The organism is Alteromonas sp. BMJM2 (genome assembly GCF_027257845.1).
Lineage (GTDB): Bacteria > Pseudomonadota > Gammaproteobacteria > Enterobacterales > Alteromonadaceae > Alteromonas.
Genome location: NZ_JAPVOT010000004.1, coordinates 53,842 through 69,341, shown reverse-complemented (window position 1 = coordinate 69,341; position 15,500 = coordinate 53,842). Strand labels below are relative to the sequence as shown.

Sequence of the window (15,500 nt, the reverse complement as noted above, 5' to 3'; positions counted from 1 at the left end):
TCCTTATTGAAATACGACGGCAGACTTACTCGTAATAAGCACGGTACCAGACACAATCAGTATAATACCTATCACGGCAAACATGTCGAAGGTTTGTTTATAGAAAACAACTGATGCCGCTGCTTCAAAGCGACTGGTAGCGACGTTCTAATGCATACAGAGACACAATGTAGACGGCAACAATAACCGCTGAAATGGCCTCTACCCGTGCATCGGGGAACAAGTACCATACTGCTACAATACCTGCAGTGCGGGCGCTAGTATGAAAGTAGCCCACCCAATGTTCGATAGACCAAGAAAGGGGCATCCACATCAGTCCTGCTAATATGCCTAAGGTTAACGGTACGGTCGTATGGTCGATGGCAGCTACAGGCATAGCTATCCCAAATACCATTAAGCTCATAATCATGCCCACGAAAAAGAGCGTGTCGAAACTCGTTCTAGGCTTATCTTTTGAGAAAAAGCGTTCGCCAGTGAGATAAGACAAACCTGCGCCGAGATAAAAAATAGCGCCTGTGCCGATGTACAACATCCAAGTTATCGCAACCTCAGAAACAAAAGGCGCCGCAATACCTAGCAAAGCCCATACGATGGTGCCGGCCAGAGGCATGGCAATAAATCTATTTTGCTTAAATAGCGTGCGTTGCTCATCAAGTGATAAATCACGAACCGATAGAGGTTGGTTTTGGGCTTGCTCTAGTGAGCTGCCTTCTATTTGGTTGTTCGAGTGGTTGCGTGCACTTTGGTGTAATGCTTGCTCTGCAATAACATCGTTCATGTTCGTTTCCTTCAATGCTGTGTTGATAGTGCTGAGAAGGTTGAAGTATGAAGATGTGACTGCATTAAAGTAAGTCACAAACATCACCAATGCAGCATGACAATTGTCATCAATACGGTGACCAATGAACACGCGTTAAGAAGGCCCTTTGTAAACCAAATAGGCCTAGTTTCAGTATTCTACTGTCTTAGTAATACGCTTTTTAGTATCGTGTTGCTTTGCCTGAGCGTGTTGGATGCACCAAAGAAAAATCACCAGGGCCTTTGTTGAAGGTAATGAAAACTAGAAAGGAAAGTTTCATCTAATGAGCCTATTTTGGATCCCGATTTTATTACTCATCGGCACCCTTGTACCTAAAGCTACCGAAAAGCTCGGTAGAAATGTATGCACAGCAATGACTATGTTCGCCCCTGCGGCATCATTGGCTATCATCGCAAGTTTTGCTCCCGCTATATTTGCTGGCGACGTTATTACCGACTATTTCGAATGGATCCCCGCCATAGGTCTTACACTGTCGATGAGGCTTAACGGCCTAGCGCTGCTTTTTGCTTTTCTTATCCTAGGTATTGGCCTGCTTGTTATCTTTTATGCACGCTACTACCTCTCTGCAAAAGAGCCGGTGGGGCGGTTTTATGGTTTTTTAATTTTATTTATGACCGCAATGCTCTCTATTGTGCTGGCAAATAATTTGCTGCAGCTTTGGATGGCATGGGAAATAACCAGTATAAGCTCGTTTTTATTAATAGGATTTTGGTCTTCTAAGTCGGCGTCTCGAAAAGGGGCGCGTATGGCCCTTACCGTGACGGGCGCCGGCGGGTTAGCACTACTCGCAGGGTTTCTGTTAATAGGCGATATTGTAGGAACTTACGATATCGGTGTAATCGTAGATAGCGCCAACACCATCAGAGATCATAGCCTCTACCCAGTGGTGTTGGTATTAGTGCTTATTGGTGCATTTACCAAATCGGCTCAATTTCCTTTTCATTTTTGGCTACCCCATGCCATGGCAGCACCGACGCCAGTAAGTGCCTACTTGCACTCTGCTACTATGGTAAAAGCAGGGATATTTCTTTTAGCGCTACTTTACCCCGTATTAGCAGGCACTGAGTTATGGTTTTTATTAGTTAGTTTGGCGGGGTTAATGACGTTTTTGCTTGGCGCTTATGTGGCTATGTTCAAACACGATTTAAAAGGCGTGCTCGCGTATTCCACTATTAGCCACCTAGGACTTATTACGCTATTGCTAGGTTTGAATACCGAGTTGGCAGCGGTGGCAGCGCTTTTTCATATTATGAATCACGCTGTGTTTAAAGCCTCGCTATTTATGGCTGCGGGTATCATCGACCATGAAACCGGTACACGAGATATGCGTGAGCTCAGCGGGCTGTGGCGTTTTATGCCCTATACAGCCACACTAACAATGGTGTCTGCTTTATCAATGGCAGGTATTCCTTTGTTCAATGGTTTTCTGTCAAAAGAAATGTTTTTTGCAGAAACTCTAGAACAAGCTGTGTTTGGCTCTCTATCTTGGATGGTGCCACTTCTTGCCACCGTTGGCGGGGTATTATCGGTTGCTTACTCATTGCGCTTCATCAAGGACGTGTTCTTTAAAGGTGAGCCAGAGGCATTGCCTAAAACACCGAAAGAGCCTCCTGTATTCATGATGCTGCCTATCGCGCTTTTGGCTGTGCTGTGTATTTTAGTCGGCGTCTTCCCTGGCTTTATGGCAGGCGATTTACTCGCCATTTCAGCTTCTACGCTATTCCCTGCGTCATCTTTACCCTACTACAGCTTATCTATATGGCACGGGCTCAATATTCCCTTGTTAATGAGTGTTATCGCTATTGTGGGTGGGGCTGTGCTGTATATCAACCGCCATCCCCTTTACCGCTTTCAGTTTCAGTTTAACAACCCTGATGCAAAGCAAATTTTCGAACAGGCCATGCAGAGGCTCGTAAAGTATGCTCAGCAATTGCATAACGGCTTAGACAATGAATCATTACAGCGTTATATAGGGTTACTGTTTCTTTTAGTCATTGCGATGACCGCACCACCGCTAATTATGCTTAAAAATGCTGCGGGAAGCTTACCGCTTCAATCTGTCAACGGTATTGAAATTACATTGGCGGCAATACTGTGTATTGGCGCCATTGCCACCGCTATTTTGCATAAACAGCGCATGACCGCACTCATTGCTATTTCGGTAGTGGGGCTTGTGGTCTCTATTACTTTTGCGCGTTTTTCAGCGCCGGATCTTGCGTTAACCCAGTTAGCCGTAGAAATTGTCACGGTAATTTTGCTCATGTTAGCCCTGTTCTTTTTACCCCAAAAAACCTCTGCCGACTCAGCGCCAAAGCGGGTGGTTCGCGACTTAAGCATTGCGGCCGTTATCGGCGGCATAGTGGCTACCATTAACTATGCAATTATCACCCGTCCCTTCGAGACTATTTCTGATTTCTTTGTAGAAAACAGTAAAACAGGCGGCGGTGGGACCAACGTTGTCAATGTGATTTTGGTGGATTTTCGTGGCTTCGATACCATGGGCGAAATCACGGTGTTAGGCATTGCCGCGCTGGGTATCTTCAAATTGTTGACGAGAATTCCACTTGCCATGCCCTCGGCCGATGATAAGGGGATTTCATGGACTAAGGATATTCATCCGCCTATTTTAGTGATGATTTCTCAGTCTTTACTTCCCCTTGCGCTATTGGTGTCTGCCTATATTTTTGTTCGAGGTCATAATTTACCCGGTGGTGGTTTTATTGCAGGCCTTGTTACCTCCGTAGCGTTAATTCAGCAATACATTGCCCACGGTGTGAACTGGGTTACACCACGTATACCTGTTAATTATCAAAGTGTGATTGCATGGGGGGTATTGCTGGCGGTGCTCACCGGTGTAGGCAGCTGGGCGTTCACAAAGCCATTTTTAACATCGTGGTTTGATTACTTCGATATTCCCTTCATCGGAAAAACAGAGTTGGCCAGCGCGCTTGTATTCGATTTAGGCGTTTATCTAACGGTAGTAGGGGCTACGTTATTAATTTTAGCAAACCTAGGTAAGCTAACAACCCAGCATCGCCCAACAATGGAGGAAAACTAATGGAATTATTGTATTCGCTATGTGTTGGCGTGATGACTTTCAGCGGTGTATTCCTATGCTTACGAGGCCGTACGTTCCCAGTGGTTATGGGGTTAATGATGCTCGGTTATGCCGTTAACTTATTTCTATTTTCAACCGGGCGGCTTAGCTTAGATGGCGCTGCTATTTTAGGTAAATCAGAAACCTACGCAGACCCTCTTCCTCAAGCGCTGGTGTTAACGGCCATCGTGATTGGCTTTGCGATGACGGCCTTTGCCGTCATATTGTCGATGCGAGCCCGGGCCGACCTTGGTAATGATTTTGTGGACGGTAAAGAGCCACCTGGCAGGCCAAAGCAGTCGGTGTCTCGCTGGAGCAGTAAGCAATGATGGACCATTTACCCATACTACCAATTTTGGTGTCATTGATAGGCGGGTTACTTCTTTTACTGCCGCCTTTTGCTGGCATTGAACGCTATGTGAATCGAAGGGTTGCAGCATTATTTTTATGCTTACTGCAAATCGCTGTTGCAATAGCGCTAATGGCAAAAGTCATTGATGCTGGGCCTATCATGTATGCGGTGGGTAACTGGCAGGCGCCTTTTGGCATCATATTGTATGCAGATTCTCTTGCTGCACTTTTGGTTCTTCTCACCGGCTTTTTGGGATTAGCATCAACACTTTATTCATTCGCTGGCACAGACCGCGAAGGGCATTATTTTCACCCCATAATGCAGTTTCAGTTAATGGGTATAACGGGAGCGTTTTTAACTCACGATCTGTTTAATCTATTTGTTTTTTTTGAAGTGCTGCTAATTGCATCATATGTACTGCTTGTTCACGGTGGCGGGAAGCAGAGAACCCAAGCCAACGTGCATTATGTGATATTAAACCTAGTAGGCTCTGCCATATTCTTGATTGCCTTAGGAACTTTGTATGGCACTACCGGAACACTCAACATTGCAGATATGTCCCTTAAAATGAGTACTTTATCAGAGGGAGAGCAAGTGCTGGCCAAAGTAGGCGGCATGATGCTATTGGTGGTGTTTGGGCTTAAAGCCGCCATGCTGCCATTACATTTTTGGTTGCCCAATACCTACAGCGCTGCCAGCGCGCCCGTGGCCGCGCTATTCGCCATAATGACTAAGGTGGGCATTTACAGCATATTTCGGGTGTTCACTGTCATCTTTGGTGAAGGAGCGGGGGCGCTTAGCAACATGGTTTTACCTTGGGTATGGCCGCTCGCTATTTTAACAGTAATTGTTGGAACAATTGGCGTGTTAGCTAGCCCTAACTTACGCAATATTGCAGCTAATACCGTGCTTATATCAGTAGGCACCTTGCTGATGGCTTTTTCCATAAGAAGCCCAGAGGCAAGTGGGGCTGCGTTCTACTATGCACTTCACAGCACATTAATTTCAGCGGTGCTCTTTATGCTTGCCGATATGATAGGGCAGCAGAGAGGGAAAGCTTTCGACCGCTTTGTCATCGCCAAAAAGGTGACTCAGCCAACTCTGCTAGGCGCACTCTTTTTTGTGGCCGCCATGGTGGTGGTTGGTTTGCCGCCTTTTTCAGGTTTTATCGGCAAGGTGGTTGTTCTGCAATCTGCCGCAACGGGATTAGATAAGGCTCTATTGTGGTCTACCGTCCTTATCTCCACGCTACTCACTATTATCGCGCTAGCACGAGCCGGTACAACCCTATTTTGGCGGCATGCTGGCGAGAGCGCTAACTCAGAAGATGAGTCTGCATCTGTGTGGCAGGTAGTGGGTGTTGTATTATTGTTGATGGCGTCTCCAATAATGGCAATTTTTGCTGGGCCTATTACCGAATACACTGCAATTGCTGCTTTGCAACTTCATGACATTCGACTTCCTGTGAGTGTGTTGCAATTACAGGGAGGTCAGCAATGAGCCTGTTGTCACGCCTGCTGCCTACGCCTGGTCGCAGCGCCATATTACTTGTTATTTGGCTTATGCTGAATGTGACCGTAAGCCTAGGCCACATTATTTTTGGGTCTGTGTTTGCTATAGCAATACCCTTATTGTGTGCACCGCTACAAATTTCACAGCCGAGAATTAAAAAGCCCCTTAAAGCACTTAAATACTTCTTTATGGTGCTTGGCGATGTGGTGGTGGCGAATGTGCAGGTGGCGATTTTAGTACTTGGGCCCATAAGCAGAATAAAACCTGGCTTTGTTGCCGTGCCGCTAGATATTAAAGAAATTCGCCCTATTACCATACTGGCAAGTACGGTAACTATGACGCCAGGAACGGTTACTGCCGAGCTCTCAAAAGATAAGCGCTATTTGTATGTGCATGTGCTGCAAATGCCGGATGACGAGCAGGAAGTGATACGGTTCATCAAAGACCGATACGAGTCGGCGATTAAGGAGATGTTTCAATGTTAGCATTTACTCTGCTTTGTGTAGGGATCATGATTTCTATAGGGTTAGTCCTTAATCTATGGCGCTTATTAGTCGGGCCAGATGTGGTAGACCGCATACTGGCACTCGATACTATGTTTATTAATAGCATTGCGTTAATCATGGTGTACGGCATACACAAAGGCACGTCGCTGTATTTTGAGGCGGCACTACTTATTGCCATGCTAGGTTTTGTGAGTAGCGTTGCCTTTGGAAAGTATATTCTTCGCGGCGATATTATTGAGTGAAAAGTGAATAAAAACCGAATAAAAGACTAATAGCTAAAAGTAAGTAATCGAATGAGTAATAAAATGAATAGACTGCGGATAAGGATACGTAATGAATTTTTGGCTTGAGTTAACCGTGTCAGTTCTACTTATGATTGGCGGTATATTCGTGCTGGTGGGCTCAATAGGCTTGTTTCGCTTGAAAGATGCCTACACACGCCTTCATGCCCCTACTAAAGCGACTACAGTAGGCTTAGGAGGCATTTTGCTGAGCTCGGTTATTTACATGTCTCATCTTCAAGGCTACATCAATATTCACGCACTACTGATCACGCTGTTTTTAGTGATTACTGCGCCGGTAACTGCACACATACTGGCCAAAGTTGCCATGCATCATAAAGTAAAAACTATGGAGCCGACACAAAACGAAGGATTAGTTGATACGGCAAGAGAGCAAAAATCTGTGGATGATGATGCTGGTTCGAGCAGTGACAACTAGAGCAATATATATTTGCGCCTAATTACGGCAAGCGCTTAGAAAGTCGTGTTCGATGTCAGCAAGGTAGAACAGTAGTAAATTTGGTCTGATACAGGCTATAGTGGTATCACAGTTCAGCGAATCGCAGAGATCAGAAACGAGTAGTTGGGATAGAGACTAAATTCACTATCACTAGTTTTCTGACAGCAAGCATTGGCTAGTGAAATATTAGAGGTCTGCTTAAGACTATGTATAGTTAATCGTACCCTAAAAAAGAAAATTCGTTTGTAGGGTTTTTACTCGGATCATATGTATATCAGACAACAACATTCGATGTTTTCCTAATACCATTAAAAATGGTCCGAGGCAGAATGGTGGGCTTATAGTGCTCATTCATTATTTGATACCCCATTGGAGTCGGTTGTATGGCAAGGTATGCATTTTTAAGAAAAGTATTCTATAAACGAACTATAAAATCTTGGCTTATAATTTTGTTTGTCTGGCCCGCGGTTCCTTTTCTCTTAATCACCATAAGCCTTTTAGTTTTTTCTTATTTTCCTTGGCCTGTGAAGTTCAACGTTGAAGCGCCAGTTGTCAGTGACAATAAAGACGAACTGATAATTTTAATTCACGGTAAAGACGATTCTCCAGATACCTGGCCTACGGCTTTTGCAAAAGCGCTTGAAATATCGGTATTAACCGATAAACAGCAGGTGGCAACAGTCGATTGGTATGACTATTCAACTAACCTTTTTCGAGTTGCTAATAATGCTCGCCGAATAGGCCATCAACTGGGTAGGGAGCTTGTTGAACATAGTCGGCTAAAAAAAGTTCACATAATCGCACACAGTGCAGGCGCATTTATGGCTTATGGTTACTGTGAAACGCTAAAGCAATTCAACCCTGATCTGTTTGTTCACACAACTTACCTTGATCCATTAGGCCCATATAGTGGATTTCAGTGGCATTACGGAACACAACATTTTGGTTCCTGTGCAGACGTCAGCGACGCTTATATAGACATCCATGATAATATTCCGGGAAGTAATGTTCCGGTAGAGCATACTCATACCTTTGACGTCAGTGCGCTGAGACTAGCAGACAAACACTATCAGGGAACTGCGCATATGTGGCCAATTCACTACTATCGCATGGCCGTTCTCAGTGGGCAGCTACCCTTCTGGGAGCCTGGAAAGGAAGTGTTAGGTCGCTACCCCAGAAGAAAGCAGACAATTTTCGAAGGACAATGAAGTATGATAGCCAGACAAAGTTACCTTTCTATGGCCACCAGCTATCATCTTAGTAAGTGTAATCGGCCATGGGTTCGTCAAACATTCCTTGTTGATATTGCACGACATTATCCTCAGCCAGTTTAGCTTTGTTCTTTTCGGCGTATTTACTTAGTTTTCTGAAATCGCTGTTGTCCTCGACTTCCTGCAACACCTTCTTATAGCGCGCGAGGCCTGTGCTGCCAATGGCATTGGTTAACCAGGCCAATGTATCAATCTGCGCTTTGGTGGCCGAAGAATAATTCCGCAATAACGCCTCGGCAGCAATATCAGTGAGCTCCTGATCAGCGGTTCTGGTGCTAACAATCTCTTTGGCTGCTTGCTTTAACGAAGCGAGATCGCCAGCCAGCATCAATTTTTTTAAACGGGCCACCAGTTCTGACGACTCTTCTTTTTCGAAAGCGCCTTCTGGCAGTGTGTACATGCCCGCTACATATTGCTCACTTGATGCGCTGGGTAAGTTATCCAGTGCTTTATCCGCGTGGCGCTCGAGTTTGTCGATTTTCGTTTTGCTTACCACTTCTGATAGTACATCGTAATAGCGGCCATTTTCTGAAGCGCCCAAGGCACGAGCAAGCCATGCCAGAGAGTCAACTTCGCTGGAATACGCTTCAGGGTATTTGGTAAGCAGAATTTCGGCGACAATGTCTAACAGTTCCGAATTACTGATTTTATCTTTAAAGATACGTTGGGATGCGGATTTTAGCTGTCTTATATCCCCTGATAGTAGCTGGTCTGCTATTTCCTGCTGGCCGTCAGTCAATTCGGCCATAGCACTGAAAGAGAGAGTAAAAGCCATAAAGGCAGCGCTGATTCGTCTCATTGGACACTCCTTTTTATGAGATCATTATTATTTAATGCGGCTAGAGCAGGTGACTTCGCCTAGTACATCCCACCATTAACACTGATAACTTGTCGGGTGATGTATTTTGCCTGGTCTGACACTAGAAAGCTGATGGTATTTGCCACATCATCGACGTGACCAAATGCCCCCAGCGGGATCATTTTTTTAGCTTCGTCTGCCACTGCGCCTTCTATCATACCGGTTTCAATAACACCGGGGGCGACACAGTTGACCGTGATCTTACGTTTACCAAGCTCGATAGCTAATGCTTTAGTGGCACCTACAATTCCTGCTTTAGAGGCACTGTAGTTAGTTTGACCCCGGTTACCCATTAGCCCAGACACCGATGATAGCGTGACAATGCGGCCGCCCTTACGCAAACGTATCATGGGCATAATAGTAGGTTGCAGAACATTGTAAAAGCCGTCGAGATTGGTATGTACTACGCCATCCCACTCCTCGCCGGTCATCGCTGGAAACGCGGTATCCTTAGTGACACCGGCATTACAAACTACGCCATAGTACGCACCGTTTTGTTCAATATCATTTTCGATGGTCGCTTTCGTGCCTTCCCGGTCAGCAATATCAAACTGCACGGTAACGGCTGTGCCACCACTTTGAACAATATCCGTGGCTACTTGGTCGGCTGAAGCCTTGCCGCTGCGGTAGTGAACGGCGATGGCGTACCCTTGCTCGGCAAGCTTATAAGCGGTTGCTTTACCAATACCACTGCTGGCACCGGTGACCAGAATTCGTTTTTTATCGGCCATAATTTCCTTTCTCGTATGTAGTCTGATTAGTATTGAACAGGCTGATTGCTGCTATAAAATTAATGGTATTGCCAATGAGTATAATGCTACCAAAGGCCTGAACAATCGGCATTGAACTGAATGCGAGGAGTCCAAATGACAACAGGCTGGTAACGGCTGAAAGCAAAATGGCCTGTTGAGCGGTGTCAGGGTGGCTGGTCATTTCTTTGGCAAATATAATGTAATCCATGCCTAACCCGAGTACTAAAAATAACGCCATGACATGGAACACATTAATGGGGTGTCCCAGTGCGCAAACCAGTGCGATGGCTATGAGGCTGGCTGAAGCAGGGATAAGTAACATTAACACGGCTGACACCTTTCGATAGTATGCACCAAGCAACAGCGCAATCAGGGCATAAGCTAAAAATAGCAATTTTGTAGCAGTTTCTCGCTGGGCTTTTAATGCGCTGCTGGCGTTGGCCAATGTATTGACATACTCCACCCCATCAATTGTGATGCTGGCCGCCTCGATGGCTGCTAGATTACTGCCTTTTTTAATCAGGGCGAAGCTGTAAATGGTGTTTGCATGCTCGAACCACAAAGGTGGTAACGTCGGCACGTGCTTGAGTAATTCATTAAAGCGAAGAGGGTTGCCTGCAGCTAATTTATAATCCTGCTTTACCTGTTCACTGATTTTTGGGGCAATGCCAATGGTAGCGGCGAACGTATCGAGGGCACCGCCATCTTCGTATAGCTTAGCTTGCAGTGTGTAGTTTTTGAGTTGTTGATGCTCAGATTGTAAGTAGTTCGCAACGGAGATAATGGCATGGGACTCGACACCTTGAGCGTTATTGATAGAGTTTAAAGCAGTAAATATTGCCTCAGAGCTATTCCCTCGGATCAGTAAATAGCGTCCTGGTTCATAAATCTGAGTTAATTTAGCGATTTCCTGCTCCTGGCTTAACAAGGATTCAGAGACGTGGAAGAAGCGCCGTGGGTCGTCGTTAGTTTTGAGGTTTCCGGAATAAATATAGCCACAACAGGCAGCACTGAGAGTGAGCCCAGCAAGTACTAATAAGCGAGGGCGCTGCCCTAGGGCTTTTTGACATCCATGGATAATCCCTTTTAACAGTGACTGACGTGCTTCGATAGGTCGGCGAATGACTAGCGGACCCAATAACATGACGCTTAGCCAGGCCATCGCCAGGCCCGAACATGAAAACAAGGCAACTTTCTTCAGGATCAGAAGATCAGATAGACCCAATGCACCGTATCCCACTAAAGATGTGACAACACTCAACAACATAGCTCGGAACAATACGTTTGAGTGAGCTGAGTTTGAAACGTGCCGGTGAGCCAGATAATGGTAAAAGTAATGTAATGAGTAATCGACTACAATTCCAATGAGGCTGGCACCAAAGACGATGGTTAGAACGTGAATGGAACCAAAAACCAGAGTACTGGTAATTACGCCGAAGCCAATCCCAATTGCGATGGAACTTAACGACAAAAGCAAGGGAAGTAATGAACGAAAAACTAACATCATTAACAGCAATATGCCAGCCACAGAGCCTATCGCAATAAGCTGAATATCGGCTTTTGCAGACTGCGCCGAGTCTACGGCAAAGAAGAACATTCCAGAGCGCAAAATGGTAACGTTATGTTGCTGGCTAACCTGGTTTTCCACCGCCTGAATCCGGCTATAAACAGACTGTTGCGCTGACATACCGACTGGAAAGGTGCTGAAAATCACGGAAAAAGACGTGGTTTGATCTTTGAGGTTTACATTGGACGACTGGAAGGACATATCCTCATTGTCAAAGTTGGTCATTAGATAATCTGAAAACCAACCTAGCGGGTCCTGTTCAAAAGGTATAAGCCTGACGCCATCACCAATCAGATAGAGTTTACGCAATGCACTGTCTGAGATTTGTTGATTACTGCTTACTTGAAGTGACTGGCGCTGGTCCTCTGACAAAAGGTTAAACCGATAAGCAGACAGCAAGCCGACTAAGTCACCTTGCAGGGCGGTATCCTTAATAACGGTTAATTCTGGAAATGCATTGAGTTTCTCTTGGAGGGTTGTTTTACTGTTGAGCACCGCTTTTTTATCTTCGCCCTTGATCACCACCGTAAAGCGCTGACTAACATCGCTAGTTAAGTTATCAATAGCTTTCTTTAAGCCAGGTTCTCTAATTTGCGTTGGGTTCAAATCATTGAGATTCGTATCGATCTGCAGGTGTTGGATATTCAATACAAATACAGCTGCAGCAAGGATAACAAAAAGGATAAACGTGCGCGGCAACAGCAGGCTTTTCATGAGTACCAATTACCTATCAGTAGCGGGGAGGAGATCGTAAAACCTGACACCATGGTGTGTCTGAGTAATGAACCTCGCATTGTTCGTAAGCGGCTCGTTTACCATCGATATCATAATGCTCAATAGCATTAATTAGTACGGTAGTGCGCTGGCCAGTAGCATCAAGAACCTCGATATTCAATGACACTTCGTTGGTCTGGTCAATCGTTTTGCTTACTACGATAGCATCGAGTCCTTTGCGAATGTATTCACTTTCGGGGCGCAATGTTACCATCTTGCTTCGCTCGCCCTGTGAAACGACAAACTCGTCAATAAAGTAGCTAGTATCACCCTTGAGTAAACGCACAAAAAAATTCGACATTATGTATCGTGTGGTACCGGTTAATTGCGTCAGTACGCCATCGGCATCAGCCCTGAAGTTATTGCTACTGTTTACATAGAGAATGGCTTCATTAAAAGGCGTTTGGGTGTGCCAGACCAAGCCAAGATCACAGGAGTAGTAAAAGTCGCCGATTGAAGTGAGAGGTACCGGCACGCCTTGAATTTTCTTCTGTTGTGAAAAATGCCCAGAGAAATGGCAGTTAGATGGGACTATCTCCGCCAGCAACGCTGCTTCATCAGGCTGGCGAGGCGAGGCCTGTAAAAAACGTGGAAACAAACCGCATAGCAGCACATAGAGAATAACCCCCAGCCAAATTTTATTCATGCTTTTTTAGCCATGCATTAATAGTTTCGATCAGAAATGGAGGAGACTCAAACTGGGTGATTTGGTCTGGCATCGCGACTGCAAATTGGGTGGTTTTGGCTTTGGTGTATATTTCACCACTTGCCCTGTCTTTAATTGTATAGCTTATTTTGAGGCGGTTCTCCCACTCTGTCAGCCATGATTCGATAACCACTTTTTGCTCAAATAAAAGTGGCTTAACGTATTTAACCTGAATATCAACTATTGGAAAGAAGAAACCGTGTTCTTCCATCACACTGTAAGGACAGCCAATTTCCGACAATAATGCACAACGGGACATTTCAATATATTTCGGATAATTGCCATGCCATACAACCCGGTACGCATCAACGTCAAAAAAAGGAATATCAATATTCAGGCTTACTTTTTTCATGATTTTTACGCCTTAACTGATAGTTCGGCTAATACGTCAACAACGTCCTCAATGGTGCGAACCTGTTTGAACTGTGCAGGGGTAAGCTCCACTTTGGTAGTCTTTTTTAGATCAATTAACAAGTCTACGGCATCAATACTATCGATATCTAAATCTTCGAAAAGCTTTGCTTCAGGTACCACCTCAGACGGCTCAAGATCAAATAGTTCAACTAGGGTTTCACGCACTTGGGTAAGGATAATTTCTTTTTCTGTGTTCATATTATTTCACTAATTCTTATTTTTCAGAGGAATGTTTGTATCTGAAACCGCAACAAGCTGACGTTCGTAATAACTTTCCAGATAACTTGTGAGTTGCCTGTATTGTTTCGGCCTTGGCAGGCTTGTGTCAATACAATCTTCAAGGGTAATCAGATTTTTCGAGACTAACTTAAATTTCGGACCTCCAGAGGGAATATTGTACCACTTATCGCCTTTTTTAAGTGCCCTTGGGTTGCATTCAATCACAATGGGCAGAATAGCCGCATTAACAGCAACGGCCATATTAGCTGCACCGCGTTTAAACCTAATAACGTTATCTTCCTTTGTGCGAGTGCCCTCAGGAAAAATCAGAATATTTTCTCCTGCTTTCAGCTTGGCGGCTGCCATTGGCAGCACTTGCTCAGCGTTATTGGGGATGTAGCCCGCCTGGCGAACCACTGCGCCGGTAAAAATGCTTTCCCACACCGCACTTTTCACAAAGCAGCACATCTGCTCATTGACCGCCAGTAACAATACGACGTCGATAAGTGACGGATGGTTGGCAATCACTATATGCCCAGTGCGAGCTTGCTTCATTGAGTTCACGTCAAAGGAGTATCGAATCAAACCAAAAAAGCGCATGATCCTAATAAACGTTAGACAACCTTTATGGACGCTCCAACGAATCATATGTTGCCTTTTGGCGGCTGGGATAAAAGGCAGTGGGCTAAGCAAACGGAAAAAAATGCCCACAATCAAAGCGCCAAGTCCAAACAGAAAGTAACAAAATGCGGCGGAACTAACTTGCCACACTTTAAGCAAGCGGTTGAGTTGCGTCATCAGGCCCTTCCGTTGCAATGCTGGCAAATTGTCAAATACAAAAACATTCTACTTCGACCAGTAATTCTTTGCGGCATATGTCTGCAATGGTAATCAGCATTGCAACGCTCGGATATCGGGCTTCCAGCCAGTCCCTTACGAATGGCACATCCTCAGGGTGGCGGACGTAAACTTTAAAAGTTGATAATGAAAGATTTTCAGGGTTAGCGCTAGAGAGCAGATGCTCGATATTACTTTGTGTAACCTCTAATTGCTTTTCAAGGTCATTTACCCCGAGCGTCTGATGACCAACAATACTCGCTGTACCAGAAATAAATAGATAATGCTTATTATTAAGTGTTATCGAGGTTGCGCGAGCAAATGATGGACTGCTTACACCATACTGTCGCGGATATTCATACGCATTAATTTGCTGATTATTTTTGAAATGCCGTGGTGTAACTTTACTTGCAAACATATAAATGACAGCACCATCTGAATGATGACCTAACGCTGAGGCTGCTGGGAAATTCTCAGGAGTTAAGCCAGCGTTCTCAAACGCCCTGAGGCGACCCGTACAGAATTTTTTGTACAGCTCCTCATCACCGGTTCCTTCATTAATAGCGGGTAAATAATTCCAAAAACGGAAAGGATAAGTAAATCCATGATCAGTCATAACTGACAATATTGATTCATATGCGTTTTGTGTGTTTCTCTCAATATTTTTGCAATCGTTTTTGCTGAGCCAGTGCGCGACGCAAATAATCTCATTGTTTTTTGACCAATGTGTTTTTTCTGTCTGACCTCGAACGGTAGAGGTTGAAGATATCCACTGCTCGTTCGTTGACATAAAAGTAGCGTCTTCGAGTCCAGTAGTAATCATTCTTGGTTCAAATGGTTGGCACTGCTTAGCTGAAGGTATTATGGATAACGTGGAGTCGTCAGCAACTAATTGTTCTACTGACGCGGCGTTGAATTGATGTTTTAGCATGACAAAACGAAATGTGGTATTACCTCTACAAAGAGCAATTTCCAGCTAATAAATGAAGAAACCATCCTGGTATATATGAGGTCTACTCTCGATTTAGTCAGCAGAAATTTCGCAATTATCGAGCAACCATTCCTTGATTCAA

General features: G+C 44.8%; 16 protein-coding genes. 7 read left to right on the top strand and 9 right to left on the bottom strand.

What is annotated here, in order from left to right; all coding sequences use genetic code 11:
* Positions 1 to 124: 124 nt before the first annotated feature.
* The gene (locus tag O9X84_RS06430; protein WP_332108320.1) at positions 125 to 715 is read right to left on the bottom strand and encodes a DUF7010 family protein; all 591 of its coding nucleotides are present in this window, start codon (positions 713 to 715) and stop codon (positions 125 to 127) included.
* A gap of 367 nt (positions 716 to 1,082) precedes the next feature.
* On the opposite strand from O9X84_RS06430, the gene O9X84_RS06425 reads away from it, so the two are divergent.
* The 7 genes from O9X84_RS06425 to O9X84_RS06395 all read left to right on the top strand — a co-directional run bounded on the left by O9X84_RS06425 (position 1,083) and on the right by O9X84_RS06395 (position 8,236).
* A complete protein-coding gene (locus O9X84_RS06425) occupies positions 1,083 to 3,878 on the top strand; it encodes a monovalent cation/H+ antiporter subunit A (RefSeq protein WP_269518828.1) in 2,796 nt (931 codons plus the stop codon).
* Positions 3,878 to 4,246: a Na+/H+ antiporter subunit C gene (locus O9X84_RS06420; protein ID WP_032097389.1), complete on the top strand. Its 369-nt coding sequence runs from the start codon at positions 3,878 to 3,880 to the stop codon at positions 4,244 to 4,246. Before O9X84_RS06425 ends, O9X84_RS06420 begins: the two co-directional genes overlap by 1 nt.
* Entirely contained in the window at positions 4,243 to 5,769 is a 1,527-nt protein-coding gene (locus tag O9X84_RS06415) for a monovalent cation/H+ antiporter subunit D (protein ID WP_269518826.1), read from the top strand. The genes O9X84_RS06420 and O9X84_RS06415 overlap by 4 nt, the downstream gene beginning before the upstream one ends.
* Entirely contained in the window at positions 5,766 to 6,266 is a 501-nt protein-coding gene (locus O9X84_RS06410) for a Na+/H+ antiporter subunit E (protein WP_269518825.1), read from the top strand. Before O9X84_RS06415 ends, O9X84_RS06410 begins: the two co-directional genes overlap by 4 nt.
* Positions 6,260 to 6,529: a K+/H+ antiporter subunit F gene (locus tag O9X84_RS06405; RefSeq protein ID WP_100972823.1), complete on the top strand. Its 270-nt coding sequence runs from the start codon at positions 6,260 to 6,262 to the stop codon at positions 6,527 to 6,529. The genes O9X84_RS06410 and O9X84_RS06405 overlap by 7 nt, the downstream gene beginning before the upstream one ends.
* 91 nt (positions 6,530 to 6,620) lie before the next feature.
* On the top strand, positions 6,621 to 7,007 hold the full coding sequence (locus O9X84_RS06400; protein WP_269518824.1) for a Na+/H+ antiporter subunit G: 387 nt from the start codon (positions 6,621 to 6,623) through the stop codon (positions 7,005 to 7,007).
* A gap of 470 nt (positions 7,008 to 7,477) precedes the next feature.
* Positions 7,478 to 8,236 (top strand): hypothetical protein, encoded by a 759-nt coding sequence (locus O9X84_RS06395; RefSeq protein WP_269518823.1) that lies wholly within the window; start codon positions 7,478 to 7,480, stop codon positions 8,234 to 8,236.
* A 49-nt stretch (positions 8,237 to 8,285) separates the two neighbouring features.
* On the opposite strand, the gene O9X84_RS06390 is transcribed toward O9X84_RS06395, so the two are convergent.
* The 8 genes from O9X84_RS06390 to O9X84_RS06355 are packed head-to-tail and all read right to left on the bottom strand — an operon-like array spanning position 8,286 to position 15,358.
* Positions 8,286 to 9,098: a hypothetical protein gene (locus O9X84_RS06390; protein ID WP_269518822.1), complete on the bottom strand. Its 813-nt coding sequence runs from the start codon at positions 9,096 to 9,098 to the stop codon at positions 8,286 to 8,288.
* Between the two features lie 59 nt (positions 9,099 to 9,157).
* Complete coding sequence (gene fabG / locus O9X84_RS06385) at positions 9,158 to 9,889, bottom strand: 3-oxoacyl-ACP reductase FabG (RefSeq protein ID WP_269518821.1); 732 nt, start codon at positions 9,887 to 9,889, stop codon at positions 9,158 to 9,160.
* A complete protein-coding gene (locus O9X84_RS06380) occupies positions 9,879 to 12,191 on the bottom strand; it encodes an MMPL family transporter (RefSeq protein WP_269518820.1) in 2,313 nt (770 codons plus the stop codon). The genes fabG and O9X84_RS06380 overlap by 11 nt, the downstream gene beginning before the upstream one ends.
* A 16-nt stretch (positions 12,192 to 12,207) precedes the next feature.
* Positions 12,208 to 12,897 (bottom strand): LolA family protein, encoded by a 690-nt coding sequence (locus tag O9X84_RS06375; protein WP_269518818.1) that lies wholly within the window; start codon positions 12,895 to 12,897, stop codon positions 12,208 to 12,210.
* Positions 12,890 to 13,309 carry an acyl-CoA thioesterase gene (locus O9X84_RS06370; RefSeq protein WP_269518816.1) on the bottom strand — a complete coding sequence of 140 codons (420 nt, stop codon included), beginning with the start codon at positions 13,307 to 13,309 and terminating at the stop codon, positions 12,890 to 12,892. Before O9X84_RS06370 ends, O9X84_RS06375 begins: the two co-directional genes overlap by 8 nt.
* A 5-nt stretch (positions 13,310 to 13,314) precedes the next feature.
* Complete coding sequence (locus O9X84_RS06365) at positions 13,315 to 13,569, bottom strand: acyl carrier protein (protein ID WP_269518815.1); 255 nt, start codon at positions 13,567 to 13,569, stop codon at positions 13,315 to 13,317.
* Between the two features lie 9 nt (positions 13,570 to 13,578).
* Positions 13,579 to 14,388, bottom strand: coding sequence for a lysophospholipid acyltransferase family protein (locus tag O9X84_RS06360; protein WP_269518814.1), 810 nt, complete (start codon positions 14,386 to 14,388; stop codon positions 13,579 to 13,581).
* A gap of 31 nt (positions 14,389 to 14,419) precedes the next feature.
* Entirely contained in the window at positions 14,420 to 15,358 is a 939-nt protein-coding gene (locus tag O9X84_RS06355) for a chorismate transformation enzyme, FkbO/Hyg5 family (RefSeq protein ID WP_269518813.1), read from the bottom strand.
* Positions 15,359 to 15,500: the final 142 nt, after the last annotated feature.

Bases quoted from the DNA above. Each gene is read 5' to 3' on its own strand.
- O9X84_RS06400 (WP_269518824.1), top strand. From the start codon at position 6,621: ATGAATTTTTGGCTTGAGTTAACCGTGTCAGTTCTACTTATGATTGGC.
- O9X84_RS06425 (WP_269518828.1), top strand. From the start codon at position 1,083: ATGAGCCTATTTTGGATCCCGATTTTATTACTCATCGGCACCCTTGTA.
- O9X84_RS06370 (WP_269518816.1), bottom strand. From the start codon at position 13,309: ATGAAAAAAGTAAGCCTGAATATTGATATTCCTTTTTTTGACGTTGAT.
- O9X84_RS06420 (WP_032097389.1), top strand. From the start codon at position 3,878: ATGGAATTATTGTATTCGCTATGTGTTGGCGTGATGACTTTCAGCGGT.
- O9X84_RS06355 (WP_269518813.1), bottom strand. From the start codon at position 15,358: ATGCTAAAACATCAATTCAACGCCGCGTCAGTAGAACAATTAGTTGCT.
- fabG (WP_269518821.1), bottom strand. From the start codon at position 9,889: ATGGCCGATAAAAAACGAATTCTGGTCACCGGTGCCAGCAGTGGTATT.
- O9X84_RS06375 (WP_269518818.1), bottom strand. From the start codon at position 12,897: ATGAATAAAATTTGGCTGGGGGTTATTCTCTATGTGCTGCTATGCGGT.
- O9X84_RS06410 (WP_269518825.1), top strand. From the start codon at position 5,766: ATGAGCCTGTTGTCACGCCTGCTGCCTACGCCTGGTCGCAGCGCCATA.
- O9X84_RS06365 (WP_269518815.1), bottom strand. From the start codon at position 13,569: ATGAACACAGAAAAAGAAATTATCCTTACCCAAGTGCGTGAAACCCTA.
- O9X84_RS06360 (WP_269518814.1), bottom strand. From the start codon at position 14,388: ATGACGCAACTCAACCGCTTGCTTAAAGTGTGGCAAGTTAGTTCCGCC.
- O9X84_RS06415 (WP_269518826.1), top strand. From the start codon at position 4,243: ATGATGGACCATTTACCCATACTACCAATTTTGGTGTCATTGATAGGC.
- O9X84_RS06380 (WP_269518820.1), bottom strand. From the start codon at position 12,191: ATGAAAAGCCTGCTGTTGCCGCGCACGTTTATCCTTTTTGTTATCCTT.
- O9X84_RS06390 (WP_269518822.1), bottom strand. From the start codon at position 9,098: ATGAGACGAATCAGCGCTGCCTTTATGGCTTTTACTCTCTCTTTCAGT.
- O9X84_RS06405 (WP_100972823.1), top strand. From the start codon at position 6,260: ATGTTAGCATTTACTCTGCTTTGTGTAGGGATCATGATTTCTATAGGG.